The 17,291-nt window shown below is 71.1% G+C and carries 12 protein-coding genes; 9 read left to right on the forward strand and 3 right to left on the reverse strand.

Features of this window, described 5'->3' with window-relative positions; all coding sequences use genetic code 11:
• The 9 genes from NS331_RS18060 to NS331_RS18100 form a co-directional block, all read left to right on the forward strand.
• Positions 1-1,620 (forward strand): alpha-amylase family protein (locus tag NS331_RS18060; protein WP_058643348.1); only part of this gene is annotated, 1,620 nt, incomplete at its 5' end.
• 34 nt (positions 1,621-1,654) lie between these two features.
• On the forward strand, positions 1,655-5,008 hold the full coding sequence (gene treS, locus NS331_RS18065) for a maltose alpha-D-glucosyltransferase (protein ID WP_058643349.1): 3,354 nt from the start codon (positions 1,655-1,657) through the stop codon (positions 5,006-5,008).
• Positions 5,005-5,922 (forward strand): mechanosensitive ion channel family protein, encoded by a 918-nt coding sequence (locus NS331_RS18070; RefSeq protein WP_153012916.1) that lies wholly within the window; start codon positions 5,005-5,007, stop codon positions 5,920-5,922. Before treS ends, NS331_RS18070 begins: the two co-directional genes overlap by 4 nt.
• Before the next feature lie 153 nt (positions 5,923-6,075).
• On the forward strand, positions 6,076-7,986 hold the full coding sequence (gene treZ / locus NS331_RS18075) for a malto-oligosyltrehalose trehalohydrolase (RefSeq protein ID WP_082702594.1): 1,911 nt from the start codon (positions 6,076-6,078) through the stop codon (positions 7,984-7,986).
• Positions 7,987-8,036: 50 nt separating this feature from the next.
• The gene (gene treY, locus NS331_RS18080) at positions 8,037-13,139 is read left to right on the forward strand and encodes a malto-oligosyltrehalose synthase (RefSeq protein ID WP_058643351.1); all 5,103 of its coding nucleotides are present in this window, start codon (positions 8,037-8,039) and stop codon (positions 13,137-13,139) included.
• A 93-nt stretch (positions 13,140-13,232) separates the two neighbouring features.
• Positions 13,233-13,472 (forward strand): DUF3606 domain-containing protein, encoded by a 240-nt coding sequence (locus tag NS331_RS18085; RefSeq protein ID WP_058643352.1) that lies wholly within the window; start codon positions 13,233-13,235, stop codon positions 13,470-13,472.
• Positions 13,473-13,541: 69 nt separating this feature from the next.
• Positions 13,542-14,714, forward strand: a complete 1,173-nt coding sequence (locus NS331_RS18090) for a DUF3182 family protein (RefSeq protein WP_058643353.1) — start codon at positions 13,542-13,544, stop codon at positions 14,712-14,714.
• A complete protein-coding gene (locus tag NS331_RS18095) occupies positions 14,698-15,474 on the forward strand; it encodes an alpha/beta hydrolase family protein (protein ID WP_058643354.1) in 777 nt (258 codons plus the stop codon). The genes NS331_RS18090 and NS331_RS18095 overlap by 17 nt, the downstream gene beginning before the upstream one ends.
• Positions 15,475-15,566: 92 nt before the next feature.
• On the forward strand, positions 15,567-15,983 hold the full coding sequence (locus NS331_RS18100) for a VOC family protein (RefSeq protein WP_058643355.1): 417 nt from the start codon (positions 15,567-15,569) through the stop codon (positions 15,981-15,983).
• 28 nt (positions 15,984-16,011) lie between these two features.
• Here the strand turns inward: NS331_RS18100 and NS331_RS18105 are convergent, their stop codons facing one another.
• The 3 genes from NS331_RS18105 to NS331_RS18115 form a co-directional block, all read right to left on the reverse strand.
• Positions 16,012-16,266, reverse strand: coding sequence for a Txe/YoeB family addiction module toxin (locus NS331_RS18105; RefSeq protein WP_058643356.1), 255 nt, complete (start codon positions 16,264-16,266; stop codon positions 16,012-16,014).
• Positions 16,263-16,514, reverse strand: coding sequence for a type II toxin-antitoxin system Phd/YefM family antitoxin (locus NS331_RS18110; RefSeq protein WP_058643357.1), 252 nt, complete (start codon positions 16,512-16,514; stop codon positions 16,263-16,265). Before NS331_RS18110 ends, NS331_RS18105 begins: the two co-directional genes overlap by 4 nt.
• 54 nt (positions 16,515-16,568) lie before the next feature.
• On the reverse strand, positions 16,569-17,291 hold a 723-nt coding region (locus NS331_RS18115; protein WP_058643358.1), incomplete at its 5' end, for an IclR family transcriptional regulator.

Genomic DNA, 17,291 nt, shown 5'->3' on the forward strand with positions numbered 1-17,291 from the left:
GCCGGCCAGGCGCAGGACGCCACGCGCCTCTCCGGCTGGGCCCATTCGCTGGAGGCCCGCGCCGCCGACACCCACGAGGACGCGGTCGCGCTCAAGGCCCATGCGCTGGACGAAGGCCTGGCCGAGGTGGTGCGCCGATACCCGGACCGGCGCCATGCCACCATGCTGCAGCCCGGCTTTCCGCTGGTGGCCGACCGGGTGCTGGCGCGCTATTCCACCTGGTACGAACTCTTTCCCCGCTCGGCCTCCCCCGAGCCCGGCCGCCATGGCACCTTCGCCGATGTGGAAGCGCTGCTGCCCGGCATCGCGCAGATGGGTTTCGACGTGCTGTATTTCCCGCCCATCCATCCGGTGGGCCGGCTGCAGCGCAAGGGCCGCAACAACGCGCTGGTGACCGAGGAAGGCGACGTCGGCAGCCCCTGGGCCATCGGCGCCAGCGAGGGTGGGCACGACGCCATCCTGCCCGCACTGGGCACGCACGACGACTTTCGCCGCCTGGTGAAGCAGGCGAGGGGGCTGGGCCTGGAGATCGCGCTGGACATCGCCTTCCAGTGCGCGCCGGACCATCCCTGGGTCAAGGAGCATCCGGCATGGTTCAAGTGGCGGCCCGACGGCACCGTGCAGTACGCAGAGAACCCGCCCAAGAAGTACCAGGACATCTATCCCTTCAACTTCGAGAGCGACGACTGGGAGGGCATGTGGATCGCCCTCAAGGGCGTGCTCGACCACTGGATCGCCCAGGGCGTGACGGTGTTCCGCGTGGACAACCCCCACACCAAGGCCTTTCCCTTCTGGGAGTGGGCCATCACCGAGGTGAAGCGCACGCACCCCGAGGCCATCTTCCTGGCCGAGGCCTTCACCCGGCCCAAGGTGATGCACCGCCTGGCCAAGGCGGGCTTCTCCCAGTCGTACACCTACTTCACCTGGCGCAACACCAAGCAGGAGCTGGTGGCGTACTTCACCGAGCTGTCCACGCGGCCAGGCCTGGACTATTTCCGTCCCAACGTCTGGCCCAACACGCCGGACATCCTGCATGCACAGCTGCAGACGGGCTCGGATGCCATGTTCCGCCTGCGCGTCGTGCTGGCCGCCATGCTCAGCGCCAGCTACGGCATCTACGGGCCGGCCTACGAACTGAAGGAACACCTGCCGCGGCACGAGGGCAGCGAGGAATACCTCGATTCCGAGAAGTACCAGCTGCGCCACTGGAACCGCGAGCGGCCCGACAGCCTGGCGCCCTACATCGCGCACCTCAACGCCATCCGCCGCGCGCACCCGGCGCTGCAGCGCAACGACGGCCTGACTTTCCTGCCCATCGACAACGACCAGCTCATCGCCTGGGCCAAGCAGTCGCCCGACGGTCAGGACGTCATCGTCACCGTGGTCAACCTCGACCCGTACAAAGCGCAGTGGGGCATGCTGGACTTCGACCCCGTGGCCCTGGGTCTGGGCGTGGAGGCCGGCCAGTGGTTCCAGATGCACGACCTGCTCGGCGGCGAACGCTTCATGTGGCAGGGCGGCCGCCACTACGTGCGGCTCGACCCGGGCGTGAACGTGGCACACGTCCTGCATCTGCTGCGCAAGACGCGCAGCGAGCGCGACTTCGACTACTACCAATAACAGCAACAAGTCACTGAAAGAGGAGGCGCGCCGCATGACGCAGACCGCACCCCGCCTGGCCCTGGAAACCGTCGAGATCGACAGCTCCGAGGATCCCACCTGGTACCGCGATGCGGTCATCTACCAGCTCAACGTCAAGGCCTTCAACGACACCAACGGTGACGGCATCGGCGACTTCAAGGGCGTGACCGAGCGCCTGGACTATGTGAAGGAGCTGGGCGTCAACACCATCTGGCTGATGCCCTTCTATCCCTCGCCGCTGCGCGACGACGGCTACGACATCAGCGAGTACTGCGCGGTCAACCCGCAGTACGGCACGCTGGAGGACTTCAAGGAAATGCTGGATGCGGCCCATGCCCGCGGCCTGCGCGTGATCACCGAGCTGGTCATCAACCACACCTCCAGCGACCATCCCTGGTTCCAGCGCGCGCGCCATGCGCCGGCCGGCTCGCCCGAGCGCAACTTCTACGTCTGGAGCGATACCGACCAGATCTACCAGGGCACGCGCATCATCTTCACCGACACCGAGACCAGCAACTGGGCCTGGGACCCGGTGGCCAAGCAGTACTACTGGCACCGCTTCTTCAGCCACCAGCCGGACCTCAACTTCGACAACCCCGAGGTGCTGGAGGCGGTGTTCGGCATCATGCGCTTCTGGCTGGACATGGGCGTGGACGGCTTCCGGCTGGACGCCATTCCCTACCTGATCGAGCGCGACGGCACCAGCAACGAGAACCTGCCCGAGACGCACGACGTCATCAAGAAGGTGCGTGCGGCGATCGACGCCAACTACAAGAACCGCTTCCTGCTGGCCGAGGCCAACATGTGGCCCGAGGACGTGCGCGAATACTTCGGCACCGGCGACGAATGCCACATGTGCTACCACTTCCCGCTGATGCCGCGCATGTACATGGCCATCGCGCAGGAAGACCGCGACCCCATCGTCGAGATCCTGCAGCAGACGCCCGACATTCCCGAGGGCTGCCAGTGGGCGATTTTCCTGCGCAACCATGACGAGCTGACCCTCGAGATGGTCACCAACCGCGAACGCGATTACATGTACAGCACGTACGCGGCGGACAAGCAGGCGCGCATCAACCTCGGCATCCGCCGCCGGCTGGCGCCGCTGATGGGCAACGACAAGGACCGCATCAAGCTCATGAACGGCATGCTGCTGTCCATGCCCGGCTCGCCCATCATCTACTACGGCGACGAGATCGGCATGGGCGACAACGTGTTCGTCGGCGACCGCAACGGCGTGCGCACGCCCATGCAGTGGAGCAACGAGCGCAATGCCGGCTTCTCCAAGGCCGATCCGCAGCGGCTGTACCTGCAGCCCATCATGGACCCGATCTACGGCTACGAGGCCGTGAACGTCGAGTCGCAGCTGCGCGACCAGAGCTCGCTGCTGCACTGGACGCGCCGCATGCTGGCCGTGCGCAAGACCAGCCGCGCCTTCGGCCGCGGCCGCAAGACCTTCCTCAAGCCCGGCAACCGCAAGGTGCTGGCCTACCTGAGCGAGTACGAGGGCGAGGTCATCCTCACCGTCTTCAACCTGTCGCGCGCCGCGCAGCCCGTGGAGCTGGACCTGGGCGCCTTCAAGGGCCGCGTGCCGGTGGAACTGCTCGGCCGCACGGCCTTCCCGCCCATCGGCGAGCTGCCGTACATGCTGACGATGCCCTCGTACGGCTTCTTCTGGTTCCGCCTGGCCACCGACGTGGACGTGCCCAGCTGGCACCAGGAGGGCCTGCAGCTGCGCGACCGGCCGGTGCTGGTGCTCTTCGACGGCTGGTCCAGCCTGTTCCGCGAGCGCGTCATGCCCTGGCGCATCGGCATGGCCGACCGCCTGCGCGAGCAGTTCGAGGTGGACGTGATGCCCCGCCACCTGGAGGTGCAGCGCTGGTATGCCGCCAAGGGCGAGCCGGTGCAGCGCGTGGGCGTGGCCGACTATGCGCTGTGGGAGCGCGGCGAGCGCCCCTGGGTGCTGCCCCTGCTCGACGTGCAGGCCGGCACGGGCAGTGGCCGGTACTTCATGCCGCTGGGCCTGGCCTGGGAGGAGCTGGACGAAGAGACCATTCAGCAGTTCGCCCCCGCCGTCATCGCCAAGGTCCGCCAGCAGGCCCAGGTGGGCGTGATGGGCGACGCCATGTTCGACCCGGCCTTCGCGCATGCGGTGGCGGTGGGCATGGCGCAGGGCCTGGTGCTGCCGGCCGCGGCCGGCGAGATCCGCTTCACCGGCAGCCGCGACCTGACGGGCGTGGACGCGGCGGCCATCGAGTCGCTCACCGTCAGCCGGCCCAGCGTGGCCAGCAGCAACACGGCCGTCACCTTCGGCGACCAGCTGTTCCTGAAGTGCTACCGCCGGGTGCAGCCGGGCATCAACCCCGAGCTGGAGATCGGCCGCTTCCTGACCGAAACGGTGCGCTTCGCCAACTGCGTGCCGGTGGCCGGCGCGGTGGAGTACCACGGCGCGGATGGCACGGTCATGACGCTGGCGCTGCTGCAGGCCTTCGTGCCCAACCAGGGCGATGCCTGGGAATACACCCTGGCCTACCTGGAGCGCGTGCTGGCCGAGCACCAGGCTGCACCCGAGGCGGCGCAGGTGGACCATGGCGCCTTCCTCACCCTGATGCGCCTGCTGGGCCAGCGCACCGCCGAGATGCACCTGGCCTTCGCCGCCGCACCCGCCGACGATGCCGCCTTCGCGCCCGAGCCGCTCACCGCCGAGGACCGCGAGGCCCTGCGCCTGCGCACCCACGACGACGCCCGCGCCACGCTGGCCCTGCTGGCCGAGCGCATGGCCACGCTGGGCGAAGGCGCACAGGGCGACGGCCGCCAGCTCATCGAGCGCCAGGCCCAGCTGCTCGAGCGCATCGCCGCCTTCGAGGGCGCCGCGGCCGGCGGCATCAAGACCCGGCTGCACGGCGACTACCACCTCGGCCAGGTGCTGGTGTCGCGCAACGACTTCATCATCATCGACTTTGAGGGCGAGCCCGCGCGCAGCCTGGACGAGCGCCGCGCCAAGGGCCCGGCCCTGCGCGACGTGGCCGGCATGCTGCGCTCCTTCAACTACGCCCGCTGGTCGGCGCTCAAGCGGGTGGCGCAGAACGTGGACGAGCTGGCGCGCCTGAACGCCGTGGCGGCCGACTGGGAGGCCCGCGTGCGCGAGGCCTACCTGGGCGGCTATCGCGACACGCTGGCCCATGCCGGTGCCGAGGCCCCGGACGAGGCGCTGATGTCGCTCTTCGAGATCGACAAGGCCCTCTACGAGCTGCGCTACGAACTCAACAACCGCATCGACTGGGCCCAGGTGCCGCTGCAGGGGCTGCTGGCCCTGGCCCGGCCCGGCGAGGCCGCGCAGGTTCCACAAGGAGGTGAGCACCCATGAACGACTTCAGCATGCAGCTGATGCCCCTGCGGGCATTCCTGTACCAGATCGCGGCCTTCCTGCCGCGCCTCGTTTTCGCGGCGATCGTGCTGGTCGGCGGCTGGCTCATCGCCAAGGTGGTGCGCTTCGCCGTCACCAAGGCCTTGCGCGCCATCAACTTCCCGGTGCTGACCGAACGCGCGGGGCTGGACGGCTTTCTGCGCCAGGGCGGCGTCAAGGCGGACACCACGGCGCTGGTGGGCATGCTGGCCTACTGGGTGGTCATCCTGGCGGCGCTCATCATCGCCTTCAACAGCCTGGGCCTGACCTACATCACCGACCTGCTGGGCCGGATCATCTGGTTCGTGCCCAACGTGTTCGTGGCGCTGCTGGTGCTGGCCTTCGGCGCCTACTTCGCGCGCTTCGTGGGCGACGCCGTGCGCACCTACGGCCGCAACGTGGGCATGCCCGATGCGCTGTTCTTCTCCAAGATCGCGCAGTACGCCATCCTGGTGTTCGTCATCCTGATCGCGCTGGACCACGTGCGCATCGGCGGCGACATCGTGCGCGAGAGCTTCCTGGTGATCCTGGCCGGCTTCGTCTTCGCGCTGGCGCTGGCCTTCGGCCTGGCCGGCAAGGACTGGGCGTCGCGGCACATCCAGCACTGGATGCCGCCGGAGGTCGATGGCCTGCCGCCGCGCACGTCGGCGACCGCCAGCCCGGCCCAGGCCGCAGCCGCTGCGGCAGCCGCCACGGCGGCCGAAGAAGCCGCTGCCACCGGCACCGTGCTCGACCCCATGCCCGAGGTGCCTGCCTCCCCCGCCGCCGCCACGCCGCAGGTGGACGGCGAGACGCTACCGCGCCCGGCTTCCGCGCGCGGCACCGACGAGCCTCTGATCAAACGCCGCCCCGTCGATCCACCGCCGCCGCTCTGACATCGTGCCCATGCCACGCGGTCGACACGGTGGCCCCGAGCTTGCGGCAGAGGCGAAGGCCCGTGCCCAGGCTTCGACAAGCTCAGCCCGAACGGCCTCGGGTCGGTTGAACTGCACGGGCCGGTCCGACATCGTTTTTTTTTCTGGAATCCCATGAGACGTGAACACAAGATGCCCTTCGGCGCGACGGTGCTGGAGGGCGGGGGCGTGCGCTTCCGGTTGTGGGCGCCCGGCGTGGCCGAGGTGTCGCTCGAGCGACGCACGCGCGGCACCGGCTGGACCCTGCATGCCATGAAGTCCCTGGGCGAGCACGGCTGGTTCGGCTGCGACGTCGCCGAAGCCGCGGCCGGCGACGACTACCGCTTCGTCCTGCCCGACGGCCTGAAGGTGCCGGACCCCGCGTCGCGCCACAACCCCGACGACGTGCATGGCCCGAGCCGCGTGGTGGCGCCTGCCGCCTACGAATGGCACGACGACGACTGGAAGGGCCGCCCCTGGCGCGAGGCCGTCGTCTACGAACTGCACCTGGGCACCTTCACGCCCGAGGGCAGCTTCGACGCCGCCCGTAAGAAGCTGCCCGAACTGGCCGCACTGGGCGTGACGGCCATCGAGCTGATGCCCGTGGCCGACTTCCCCGGCCAGCGCGGCTGGGGCTACGACGGCGTGCTGCAGTTCGCGCCCGAGGCCAGCTACGGCAAGCCAGAGGCGCTCAAGGCCTTCGTCGACGCGGCCCACGGCCTGGGCCTGATGGTGCTGCTGGACGTGGTCTACAACCACTTCGGGCCGGAGGGCAACTACCTGCATGCCTATTGCCCCGACTTCTTCAACCCGGCTCACCAGACGCCCTGGGGCGCCGCCATCAACTTCGACGGCGACCATTCGCGGCCGGTGCGCGACTTCTTCATCCACAACGCGCTGTACTGGCTGGAGGAATTCCGCTTCGACGGCCTGCGCATGGATGCCGTGCACGCCATCCGCGACGACTCCGAGCTGCACATCGTGCGCGAGATCGCCGCCGCCATCCGCAAGGGCCCGGGCCGCGAGCGGGCGGTGCACGTGGTGCTGGAGAACGAGCACAACCACGTGCACCTGCTCACGCGCGACGCCGACGGCGACCCCGAGGCCGCCAGCGCGCAGTGGAACGACGACCTGCACCATGCCGCCCACGTTCATGCCACCGGCGAAATCGACGGCTACTACCTCGACTACGCCAGCGAGCCGCGCGCGCTGGTCGGCCGCTCGCTGGCGGGCGGCTTCATCTACACCGGTCAGCCCTCGGTGATGCGCGACGGCGACCCGCGCGGCGAGCCCGCGGACTCGCTGCCGCCGACGGCCTTCGTGTCCTTCCTGCAGAACCACGACCAGGTGGGCAACCGCGCCTTCGGCGAGCGCATCGAGGCGCTGGCGCCGCCGCACCGCCTGCGTGCGCTGCGCGGCGCATTGCTGCTGTCGCCGCACGTGCCCATGCTCTTCATGGGCGAAGAATGGGCGGCCACCTCGCCCTTCCTGTACTTCTGCGACTTCGGGCCCGAGCTGGCCCAGGCCGTCACCGACGGCCGTCGCAAGGAATTCGGCCGCTTCGCCGGCTTCACCAGCGAGCAGGCCCAGGCGCTCATTCCCGACCCCAATGCCGAGAGCACCTTCGAGGCCAGCCGCCTGAACTGGGACGAGCGCGACCAGCCCGGCCACCGCGAACGCCTGCACGAGGTGCGCAGCCTGCTGGCCGTGCGCAAGCGCCGCGTCGTGCCGCACCTTCCGGCCAAGCCGGGCAGCGGACGCTGGCAGCTGGCCGGCGACATCCTCTTCCTGCAATGGGAGATGGTGCCCTCGCAGCCGGACGGCGTCTGCTGGCTGCAGATCGTCATCAACCTGGGCGACACCGAGCAGTTCGGCGCCGCGCCCACCGGCCGCGTGTTCCACAGCTGGGGTTGCCGGCTGGCCGCCGGGCCCAGCCCGCGCCTGCCACTGCTGGCCCTGTCGCCCGGCGGCGGCTGCGCGGCACTGCTGCAGCTGCCGGCCTTCGATGAGGACGACGACAGCATCTCCGTGTTCGAAGCGCCGTAGGCCTGTCGGCGCGTCCCATTCCCTCCCGTTTTTTCGTTCTCCCGATCCCCATGCTCGACGCCCTCTACCGCGCCTGCGCCCGCAGCGGCCTGGCCACCCGCTATCACGATGTCTGGGGCAGGGAGGTGACGGTCGAGCCGCGCCACCTGGCCAGCCTGCTGGCCGAACTCGGCATGGGCCGCCACGCGCCGGAGGACGGCGCCGCCTGGCAGGCCGAGATCGACCGCCTGGACGATGCCGAATGGCGCGAGCCGCTGCCGCCCGTGCTGCTGGCGCAGGCCGATGCGCTGCGCCTGCCACTGACCCTGCGCTGGCCCGAGGGTGAAACCACGCCGTCCTGGACCTTGCGCCTCGAAGAAGGCGGTGCGCATGAAGGCCAGGTCGAGTTCGCGCAGGGCGAGGGCGCCCGCCGCCACGTCGACGGCCGCACGCAGGTGGAGCGCCGCGTGGTGCTCGACCTGCCCGAGGCCCTGCCCATGGGCTACCACCGCCTGAAGGTGGGCACGGCCGAGGCGCTGGTGATCGCCGCGCCGTCCTCCTGCCAGCCGCCGCCGGGCGATGCCGAGGGCCAGCGCCACTGGGGCGTGGCCGCCCAGCTCTATGGCCTGCGCTCGGCCGGCCAGTGGGGCATGGGCGACTTCGCCGACCTGGGCCGACTGGTCGAGCAGGCGGCGGCACTGGGCGCGCAGGCCGTGGGCCTCAATCCGCTGCATGCGCTGTTCCTGGACGACCCGGGGCAGTGCAGCCCGTACAGCCCGTCGTCGCGCCTCTTCCTCAATCCGCTCTACATCGCCGTCGAGGCGCTGTCCGAGTACGCCGACTGCCTGCCCGCGCGCCGGCTGGTCGAGTCGGCCGAGTTCCAGGCCCGACTGGCGGCGCTGCGCGACAGCGATCGGGTCGACCACTCGGGCGTCGCCGCCGCCAAGCTCGAAGTGCTGGCGCTGCTGCACGAGCACGTGCGCAGCCAGCGCGAGTCGGCCGAGCCGGGCCTGGTCGCCCGCCAGCGCGCGAAGGCCTTCGACGACTTCCGCACCGAACGTGGCACCGCCCTGCAGCGCCATGCGACCTTCGAGGCGCTGCGCCGCCACCTTCGCGCCCGCGATCCGGACTGCTGGGGCCCGCCCTGCTGGCCCGAGGCCCTGCGCGATGCCGCCTCGCCCGAGGTGCAGGCCTTCGCCCGCGAGCACGCGGCGCAGGTCGAGTTCCAGGCCTGGCTGCAATGGCTGGCCGCCAGCCAGCTCGACGCCGCCGCGCGCCAGTGCAGGAGCCGCGGCATGGCCATCGGCCTGTACCTGGACCTGGCCGTGTCGGTGGACCGCCACGGCGCCGACGCCTGGGCCGGCGGCGAGCTGTTTGCGCCCCGTGCCAGCGTGGGCGCGCCGCCCGACGCCCTCAACCAGCTGGGCCAGGACTGGGGCCTGCCGCCGATGCGGCCGGCCGCCATGCGCCGCACGGGCTACGGCCTGTTCATCGACGCCCTGCGCGCCGGCATGCGCAACGCCGGTGCGGTGCGCATCGACCATGTGATGGGCCTGTCGCGGCTGTTCTGGATCCCGCCCGGCGAGCATGCTGCCAGCGGCGCCTACGTGGCCTATCCCGCCGAGGAAATGATGGCCATCGTCGCGCTGGAAAGCCGCCGCCAGCGCTGCGTGGTCATCGGCGAAGACCTGGGCACCGTGAGCGACGAGACGCGCGCATTGATGCAGCGCTACGGCCTGCTGTCGTACCGCCTGATGGTGTTCGAGCGCGAGGGCGCCGCCTTCAAGCCGCCGGCCGCCTACCCGAGCCAGGCCCTGGCCGCCTTCAGCACCCACGACCTGGCCACGCTGGAAGGCTGGTGGGCCGGCACCGACCTGCAGGAGCGCATCCGCCTGCAGCTCTATCCCAGCGACGAGATGGCGCGCCAGCAACTGGCCGAGCGCGCGGGCGACCGGGTGCAACTGGCCTTCGCGCTGGAAGACGCCGGCGCGCTCGACGCCGAGGCCGGCGCGCGCCTGCTGGGCAGCGGCGACGTAGGCACCGGGGCCGCGGCGGCGGTGTACGGCTGGCTGGCCCAGGCGCCGTCGCGCCTGTTGATGGTGCAGGCCGAGGACCTGCTGGGCGAGCGCGAGCAGGCCAACCTGCCGGGCACGGTCAACGAGCATCCCAACTGGCGCCGGCGCCTGGCGCTGCCGGTGGACCGCTGGGCGCAGGACGGGCGCGTCGCGGCCATCGCGGCGGCCGTCGCGGCGCAGCGCCCAGCCGCCTCCGGCGCGGGCGAAGCGGGCGGGCCGGTGCGGCATCCGCTGCGGCTGCCGCGCGCCACCTACCGGCTGCAGTTCCATGCCGGCTTCACCTTCGACGATGCCATCGCCATCCTGCCCTACCTGCAGCGGCTGGGCATCAGCCATGTGTACTGCTCGCCGATCCAGCGCGCGCGGCCCGGCAGCACGCACGGCTACGACGTGGTGGCCCACGGCGAGATCAACCCCGAGCTGGGCGGCGAGGCCGGCTTCATGCGCTTCTGCGCCGCGCTGCAGCGCCACGGCATGGGCCAGATCGTGGACCTGGTGCCCAACCACATGGGCGTGCTCGGCGGCGACAACCCCTGGTGGGAGGACGTGCTGGAGAACGGTCCCGCCTCCGTCTACGCCAGCCATTTCGACATCGAATGGCAGCCGTCGGATCCGGAGCTCGCCGGCAAGGTGCTGCTGCCCGTGCTGGGTGGCGCCTACGGCCAGGTGCTGGACGACGGCGAACTCAAGCTGGGCATGGATGCGGCCACCGGCCGCCTGGCGATCCACTACCACGACCACTGTTTCCCGGTGGCGCCCGAAAGCCATGCCGAGGTGCTGCGTTCGGCCGAGCCGCTGGTGGCCGGCCCCGAGGAGGCGGCGGCCCTGTCCGGGCTGGCGCAGGCCTTCGAAGCGTTGCCGGCCGGCCCCGACGCGCAGCCGCGCCGCGACCGCGACAAGGCGGCCGCCCAGGCGCGGCTGGCCGCGCTGATCGGCGACTCGGCCGCCTTCGGCGCCGCGCTGCAGGCCGCCGTCGCGCGCTGGAACCATCCGCGCTGGCGCGAGCGGCTGCATGCGCTGCTGGAGGCCCAGCACTACCGGCTGGCGTTCTGGCGCGTGGCCTCGGACGAGATCAACTACCGCCGCTTCTTCGACGTCAACGAACTCGCGGCCCTGCGCATGGAGCGGCCCGAGGTATTCGAGGCCACCCACGGCCTGGCGCTGGACCTGGCGGCGCGCGGCTTGGTCGACGGCCTGCGCATCGACCATCCGGACGGCCTGCTCGACCCCGACACCTACTTCCACCAGCTGCAGCAGGGCTATGCCCGCCGCACCGGCCGGCGTCTGGCGGCGGACGACGGCACCGGCCGGCCCGAGCGGCCGCTGTACGTGGTGGCCGAGAAGATCGCGGCCGGCCACGAGGACGTGCCCGAGTCCTGGGCGGTGCACGGCACCACCGGCTACCGCTTTGCCAACGTGGCCGCCGGCGTGCTGGTCGACACCGAGGCCGAGGCGGCCTTCCAACGCATCTGGCGCGGCTTCACCGGCGAGGACGAATCCTTCCACGAGGTCGAGTACCAGGGCAAGCGCGCCGTCACCCGCAATGCGCTGGCCTCGGACCTGACCATGATCGCCGCCGCCGCGCTGCGCATCGCCCGCGCCGACCGCCGCACGCGCGACTACACGCTCAACAACCTGCGACGCGCGCTGGCCGAGGTCGCCACCTGCATGCGGGTCTACCGCAGCTACGTGACGGCCCGCGGCATCTCGGTGCAGGACCGCTACTACATCGACGACGCCATCGCCACCGCCCGCTGGCGCGGCGAGCTGGCCGACGACAGCATCTACGACTTCGTCGGCGAGCTGCTGCGCGGCGAACTGCATGCCGACGGCGACACGGCGCTGCATGCGCAGGTCATTCGACTGGCAGCGCGCTTCCAGCAGTTCAGCGCGCCCGTGGCGGCCAAGGGCGTGGAGGACACGGCCTTCTACCGCTGGTTCCCGCTGGCCTCGCTCAACGAGGTGGGCGGCGATCCGGCCACCTTCGGCTTCACGCTGGCGCAGTTCCACGAGGCCAGCGCCGACCGTGCGCGGCGCTGGCCGCACACGCTGCTGGCCAGCTCCACTCACGACAACAAGCGGGCGGAAGACGTGCGCATGCGGCTGCACGTCCTTTCGGAGATGCCGGCCGCCTGGCGGCTGGCGCTGCGCCGCTGGCATGCGCTGGCCGCGCCGCTGATCGAGGCGGCCGAGAAGGCCCATGGCGAAGCGCCTTCCCGCGCCGACGAATACCTGATCTACCAGTCCCTGCTGGGCATCTGGCCGGCAGGCGGCGCGGACGCCGCGGCCCGCAAGGACATCGCCGAGCGCCTGGTGCGCTACATGCACAAGGCCGCGCGCGAGGGCAAGCGCCACACCAGCTGGGTGACGCCCAACGAAGCCTACGAGGCGGCGCTGGCCGACTTCGTGAAGGCGCTGGTGGAGGACGCCGCCTTCCGCGCCGACTTCGAGCCGCAGGCCGAACGCATGGCCTGGTTGGGGGCGCTGAATTCGCTGGTGTTCACCGCGCTCAAGTTCTGCTCCGCCGGTGTGCCGGACACCTACCAGGGCACCGAGTGGCTGGACTTCAGCCTGGTGGACCCCGACAACCGCCGCCCCGTGGACTACGAGGCCCGCAGCGAGACGCTCGCCCGCCTGGAAGCCGTGGCCGCGCGCCCCGAGCGCATCGCCGACGGCCTGGCCGAGCGCATGACGCCCGCGCGCATCGGCGAGGCCAAGCTGTGGACCGCCTGGCGCCTGCTGCAGATGCGGCGTGACCATGCCGCGCTGATGCGCGACGGCGACCACCAGCCCCTGCCGGCCGCCGGCCCGGCGGCGGACGCCGTCGTCGGCTTCACGCGGCAGGCGGGCGACGACGCCATGGTGTTCGTCGCCGCCCGCTTCTTCGCCCGCCAGGATGCCGACCGGCGCGACGGCCCGCCGCCCGCCCAGTGGCGTCCCGCGCCCTGGGCCGGCACCCGTGTCGACCTTCCGGCACGGGCCGGGGGCTGGCGCGACGTGCTCAGTGGCCGCGTGCTCCAGGGGGGCGCGGTGGACCTGGAAGCGCTGCTGCAAAGCCTGCCGATCGCCGTGCTGGTGCCCGCCGAACACGCCGCGTAGGCGGTGTCCTGCAAGGTGCGAGGCCGCTGCCCGCTGTCGTTCGCAGAAAAATTCCAACAAAGTCCCTTCCACGATCCCCGGACGGAGACATCCATGAACGCCATCGAAAGTGCCGTATTCCCCGGCAGCGTGCTCCAGCACCCCGACCGCATCCATCTCGACTGCCGGGACGATGTGAACTACTGGATGGGCGAGTTCGGCATCACCGAATCCCTGCTGCGCCTGGCGGTGCAGCGCGTGGGCGACTCGCCCGCCGCCGTGCACCAGCTGATGCAGGACGGCTGGGGCGCCAAGCCCCCCGCCGCCGCCCCCTGGCCGACGCTCACTGCCTGAATGGACCTACGCGGCCGACCCGCCGCGTTTCGAGCATGAGGGCATCCCCACGCACCCCGGAGTGCTGCGATGCCCCATCTGGATTCCCTGGCCGGCCTGCGGCTGGCCGCCCTGATGCCCGCGCCGGGCGCCCCGCCCGGCCAGACCTGGGTCTGGCATGTGCCGGGCCGCGGCTACGACAGCGCCCATGAGCGCGCCGCCCGCCTCGACTTTGCCCGCCGCCTCGCGGCCCTGAAGAGCTTTCGCTTTTCCGGCGCCTTCGATCCGCACCAGCCCTTCGCCGGCCCGCATTACGTGGTGCCCAACGACACGCTGACCTCCCTCGCCGAAGCGCAGGCCGCCGGCATCCAGGGGCCGCACGACCTGTTCGGCGGCGTCGTGCCGCATTCCTTCGTCGCCACCAAGGCCATCACGCATCCGCTGGTGGCCGGCGATGCCGTGCAGCCGGACGGCTGGTCGCACGACTTTCATGCCCAGTGCGCCGATGCCGTGCTGCACGGCTACACCGCCTTCGACGTGGACGACGCCCGGCGCGCCGGGCGCCTGGTGCTGGCGCGCGGGCCGGTGCGGCTCAAGCCCGTACGCGGCACTGCCGGCCGCGGCCAGACCGTGGCGGGCGATGCCGAGGCGCTGGACGCCCAGCTCGAGGCCATCGGCGCCGCCGCCATCGCCGCCGACGGCGTGGTGCTGGAAGAAAACCTGCGCCACCCGGACACCGTGAGCGTCGGCCAGGTCATCGTCGGCAGCCTGGTGCTGAGCTATTACGGCCACCAGCGGCTGACCCGCGACAACCAGGGCGAGGCGGTCTACGGCGGCTCCGCACTGACGCTGGTGCGCGGCGGGCTGGACGTGCTGATGGACCAGCCCTTCCTGCCCGATGCGCTGCGCCTGGCCGTGGCCCAGGCGCGCAGCTACCACGCGGCCGTCGAGCGCTGCTACGCGGGCTTCTTCGCGTCGCGCATCAACTACGACGTGGCGCAGGGCATGGACGCGCACGGCCAATGGCGGTCGGGCGTGCTGGAGCAGTCCTGGCGGCTGGGCGGCGCCACCAGCGCCGAGATCGCCGCGCTGGAGCGCTTCCATGCCGACCCGGCCCTGCAGTGCCTGCGCGCCGCCAGCGGCGAGTGCTACGGCGACGAGGAACCGCCCGCCGGCGCCCATATCTATTACCGCGACACCGACCCGGTGGTCGGCCCCATCACCCGCTACGCGTTGATCCTTCCCGATGCAGACCCAGCTTGAGACCTTGCAGATTCCCGTGGACCACCAGCAGATCGACGGCACGCTGGTGGCCGCCGCCAAGGTGCCGGGCGTGCTGCTGGTGCACGGCTGGGACGGCAGCCAGGAACAGTACCTGGCCCGCGCCCGCGAGATCGCCGCGCTCGGCTGCGTGTGCCTGACCTTCGACCTGCGCGGCCATGCCCGCCATGCCGCCCAGCGCCTGGATGTGACGCGCGAGGACAACCTGCGCGACGTGCTCGCCGCCTACGACACCCTGGTGCGCCACCCGGCCGTGGACCCGACCGCCATCGCCATCGTCGGCAGCAGCTACGGCGGCTACCTGGCCGCGCTGGTGACCGCGATGCGCCCCGTGCGCTGGCTGGCCATGCGCGCGCCCGCGCTGTACCGCGACGAGGACTGGGAGGTGCCCAAGGGCCAGCTCAGCCGCAGCGACCTGGCCGCCTACCGCCTGACGGCCATCGCGCCCGAGACCAACCGCGCACTGGCCGCCTGCGAGGCCTTCCGCGGCGACGTGCTGGTGGTCGAGTCCGAGCACGACAGCACCGTGCCGCATCCGGTCATGGCCAACTACCTGGGCGCCTTCCGCGCGGTGCGGTCGATCACCTACCGCGTGCTCGGCGGCGCGGACCATGCGCTGTCCAAGGAGGGCTGGCGCAAGGCCTACGGCGCCTTGCTGGTGACGTGGATGACGGAGATGATGCGCGGGCTGCACGTGGCGCCGGACATGGCGGCCTCGCGCGCGCCGGTCAGTCCGCCCTGACGCGGCGGCGCGCGCGATGCGGCAGAAGCCCGCGCAACGTTCACGCGTTCGCGGCGCAGCGCTTCAAGGCTTGCATCAAGGGAGAGAACAACATGAAACCCCACCTGCACTACGAGTTCCACCACGCCGGCATCCCGACCGACCAGGTCCGCGATGACGAGCAGTTTTCGGCCAACGCGGGCATGTACACCAGCGACAACGCGGGCCGCTTCCGCATCCAGTGGCACCGATTCACACCCGATTCGCCGCTGCATCTGCTGATCCGCACCGTGCCGCACGTGGCCTTCAAGGTGGCGGACCTGGCGGCGGCCATCGAGGGCGAGACCGTCATCCTCGGCCCCTACGAGCCCATCGACGGCTATCGCGTCGCGATGATCGACGACGGTGGCGTGCCCATCGAGCTGATCCAGACCGACTTGTCCGACGAGGAGATCTGGGGCCGCGCGCGGCGCGGGCAGGGTGCGCTTTACCGCGCCGGCGAAGCCTTTGCGGACAGCGGCTTGCGCTGAAGCGGTGCCGCGGGCGCCAGGCCGTCCGTCAGTAGTGATAGCGCAGTTGTGCGATCAGCAGCGCCTGCCCATCCACCTTGTAGACGATGCGGTGCTCGTCGGTGAGTCGGCGCGACCAATAGCCGGACAAGGCGTGTTTGAGCGGCTCCGGCTTGCCGATGCCTGCAAACGGCGATCGCTGGATTTCCTGGATGAGCTTGTTGATGCGCTCCAGCATCCGGCGGTCCTGCCGTTGCCAGTAGAGGTAGTCCTCCCAGGCCGCTTCGGCGAAGACCAGCGTCATTCGGCCAGATTGCGCGGCGTGCCGCGGCCGCTCTCGAGCTGTTCGATGGCCGTCAACAGGCGCCGGGCATTCGCCGGGCTGCGCAGCAGATGGGCGGTTTCCTCCAGCGCGGTGAAGTCTTCGAGGGACAGCATCACGACCGACTGCTCGCCATTGCGCGTGATGATGAGCGGCGCGTGGTCGTTGCACACCCGGTCCATGGTGCTGGCCAGGTTGGCGCGGGCTGCGGAATAGGAAATGGCATCCATGGCGGGCTCCTTTGTACGCGAAATTGTACAAGGACGCCTGATCCGGGTCACCCGTCAGGCCTGCTTTGCGCCTCCGCTGACGCCCAGTTCGGCCATGCTGGCCGCGAAGGCCGCCGCATTGCCGCCCAGCGCGGCGGTGGCATTGCGCGCGGCCTCCAGCACCTGCCGGCAGGCGCTGGCCATGGCGTCGCCCTGTTCCAGGCGCTGGCGCGGGCCGGAGATGGCCAGCGCGCCCTGCAGGGCGCCGCCCACGCCGAACACCGGGGCGGCGGCGGAGGCGGTCTCGGGGTCGCGCTCGCCCCAGGACACGGCCCACAGCCGCGCACGGATGGCCTCGGCCTCCGGCAACTCGGGCGCATCGGGCGCGCCCTGCAGGCCGAAGGCCGTCAGCACCTTGCCCGAGGCGCCCTGACCGATGGCGTAGCCCTTGCCGATCTGCACCGAGGCCCGCACCGAGCGGGCGGGCTCGACGCGGAACAGCGCCACGCGCTGCAGGCCGTGCCGCACGTAGAAGGACGCGGTCTCGCCGCTGGCGGCACTCAGCTGCTCCAGCAGCGGCTCGATGACGTGCGCGACCTGGAAGGAGCGCTGGTACACGGCGGCCAGCCGCAGCGGCTGCGGCCCGATGGCGTACTGCCCGTCGGGCAGGCGGCGCACGAAGCCGCCGTGCTCCAGCGCGCCCAGCAGCCGCAGCACCGTGCTCTTGTACAGGCCGGTGCGCCGCGACAGCTCCGCCAGCGTGAGCCGCGCGCTGTCGGCGTCGAAGGCGGCCAGCAG

Source organism: Pseudacidovorax intermedius (assembly GCF_001476815.1).
GTDB classification, from domain to species: Bacteria; Pseudomonadota; Gammaproteobacteria; order Burkholderiales; family Burkholderiaceae_C; genus Xenophilus; species Xenophilus intermedius_A.

Excerpts from the sequence above, each read along its gene's own strand:
- treS (WP_058643349.1), top strand. The coding sequence starts at position 1,655 with ATGACGCAGACCGCACCCCGCCTGGCCCTGGAAACCGTCGAGATCGAC.
- NS331_RS18070 (WP_153012916.1), top strand. The coding sequence starts at position 5,005 with ATGAACGACTTCAGCATGCAGCTGATGCCCCTGCGGGCATTCCTGTAC.
- treZ (WP_082702594.1), top strand. The coding sequence starts at position 6,076 with ATGAGACGTGAACACAAGATGCCCTTCGGCGCGACGGTGCTGGAGGGC.
- treY (WP_058643351.1), top strand. The coding sequence starts at position 8,037 with ATGCTCGACGCCCTCTACCGCGCCTGCGCCCGCAGCGGCCTGGCCACC.
- NS331_RS18085 (WP_058643352.1), top strand. The coding sequence starts at position 13,233 with ATGAACGCCATCGAAAGTGCCGTATTCCCCGGCAGCGTGCTCCAGCAC.
- NS331_RS18090 (WP_058643353.1), top strand. The coding sequence starts at position 13,542 with ATGCCCCATCTGGATTCCCTGGCCGGCCTGCGGCTGGCCGCCCTGATG.
- NS331_RS18095 (WP_058643354.1), top strand. The coding sequence starts at position 14,698 with ATGCAGACCCAGCTTGAGACCTTGCAGATTCCCGTGGACCACCAGCAG.
- NS331_RS18100 (WP_058643355.1), top strand. The coding sequence starts at position 15,567 with ATGAAACCCCACCTGCACTACGAGTTCCACCACGCCGGCATCCCGACC.
- NS331_RS18105 (WP_058643356.1), bottom strand. The coding sequence starts at position 16,266 with ATGACGCTGGTCTTCGCCGAAGCGGCCTGGGAGGACTACCTCTACTGG.
- NS331_RS18110 (WP_058643357.1), bottom strand. The coding sequence starts at position 16,514 with ATGGATGCCATTTCCTATTCCGCAGCCCGCGCCAACCTGGCCAGCACC.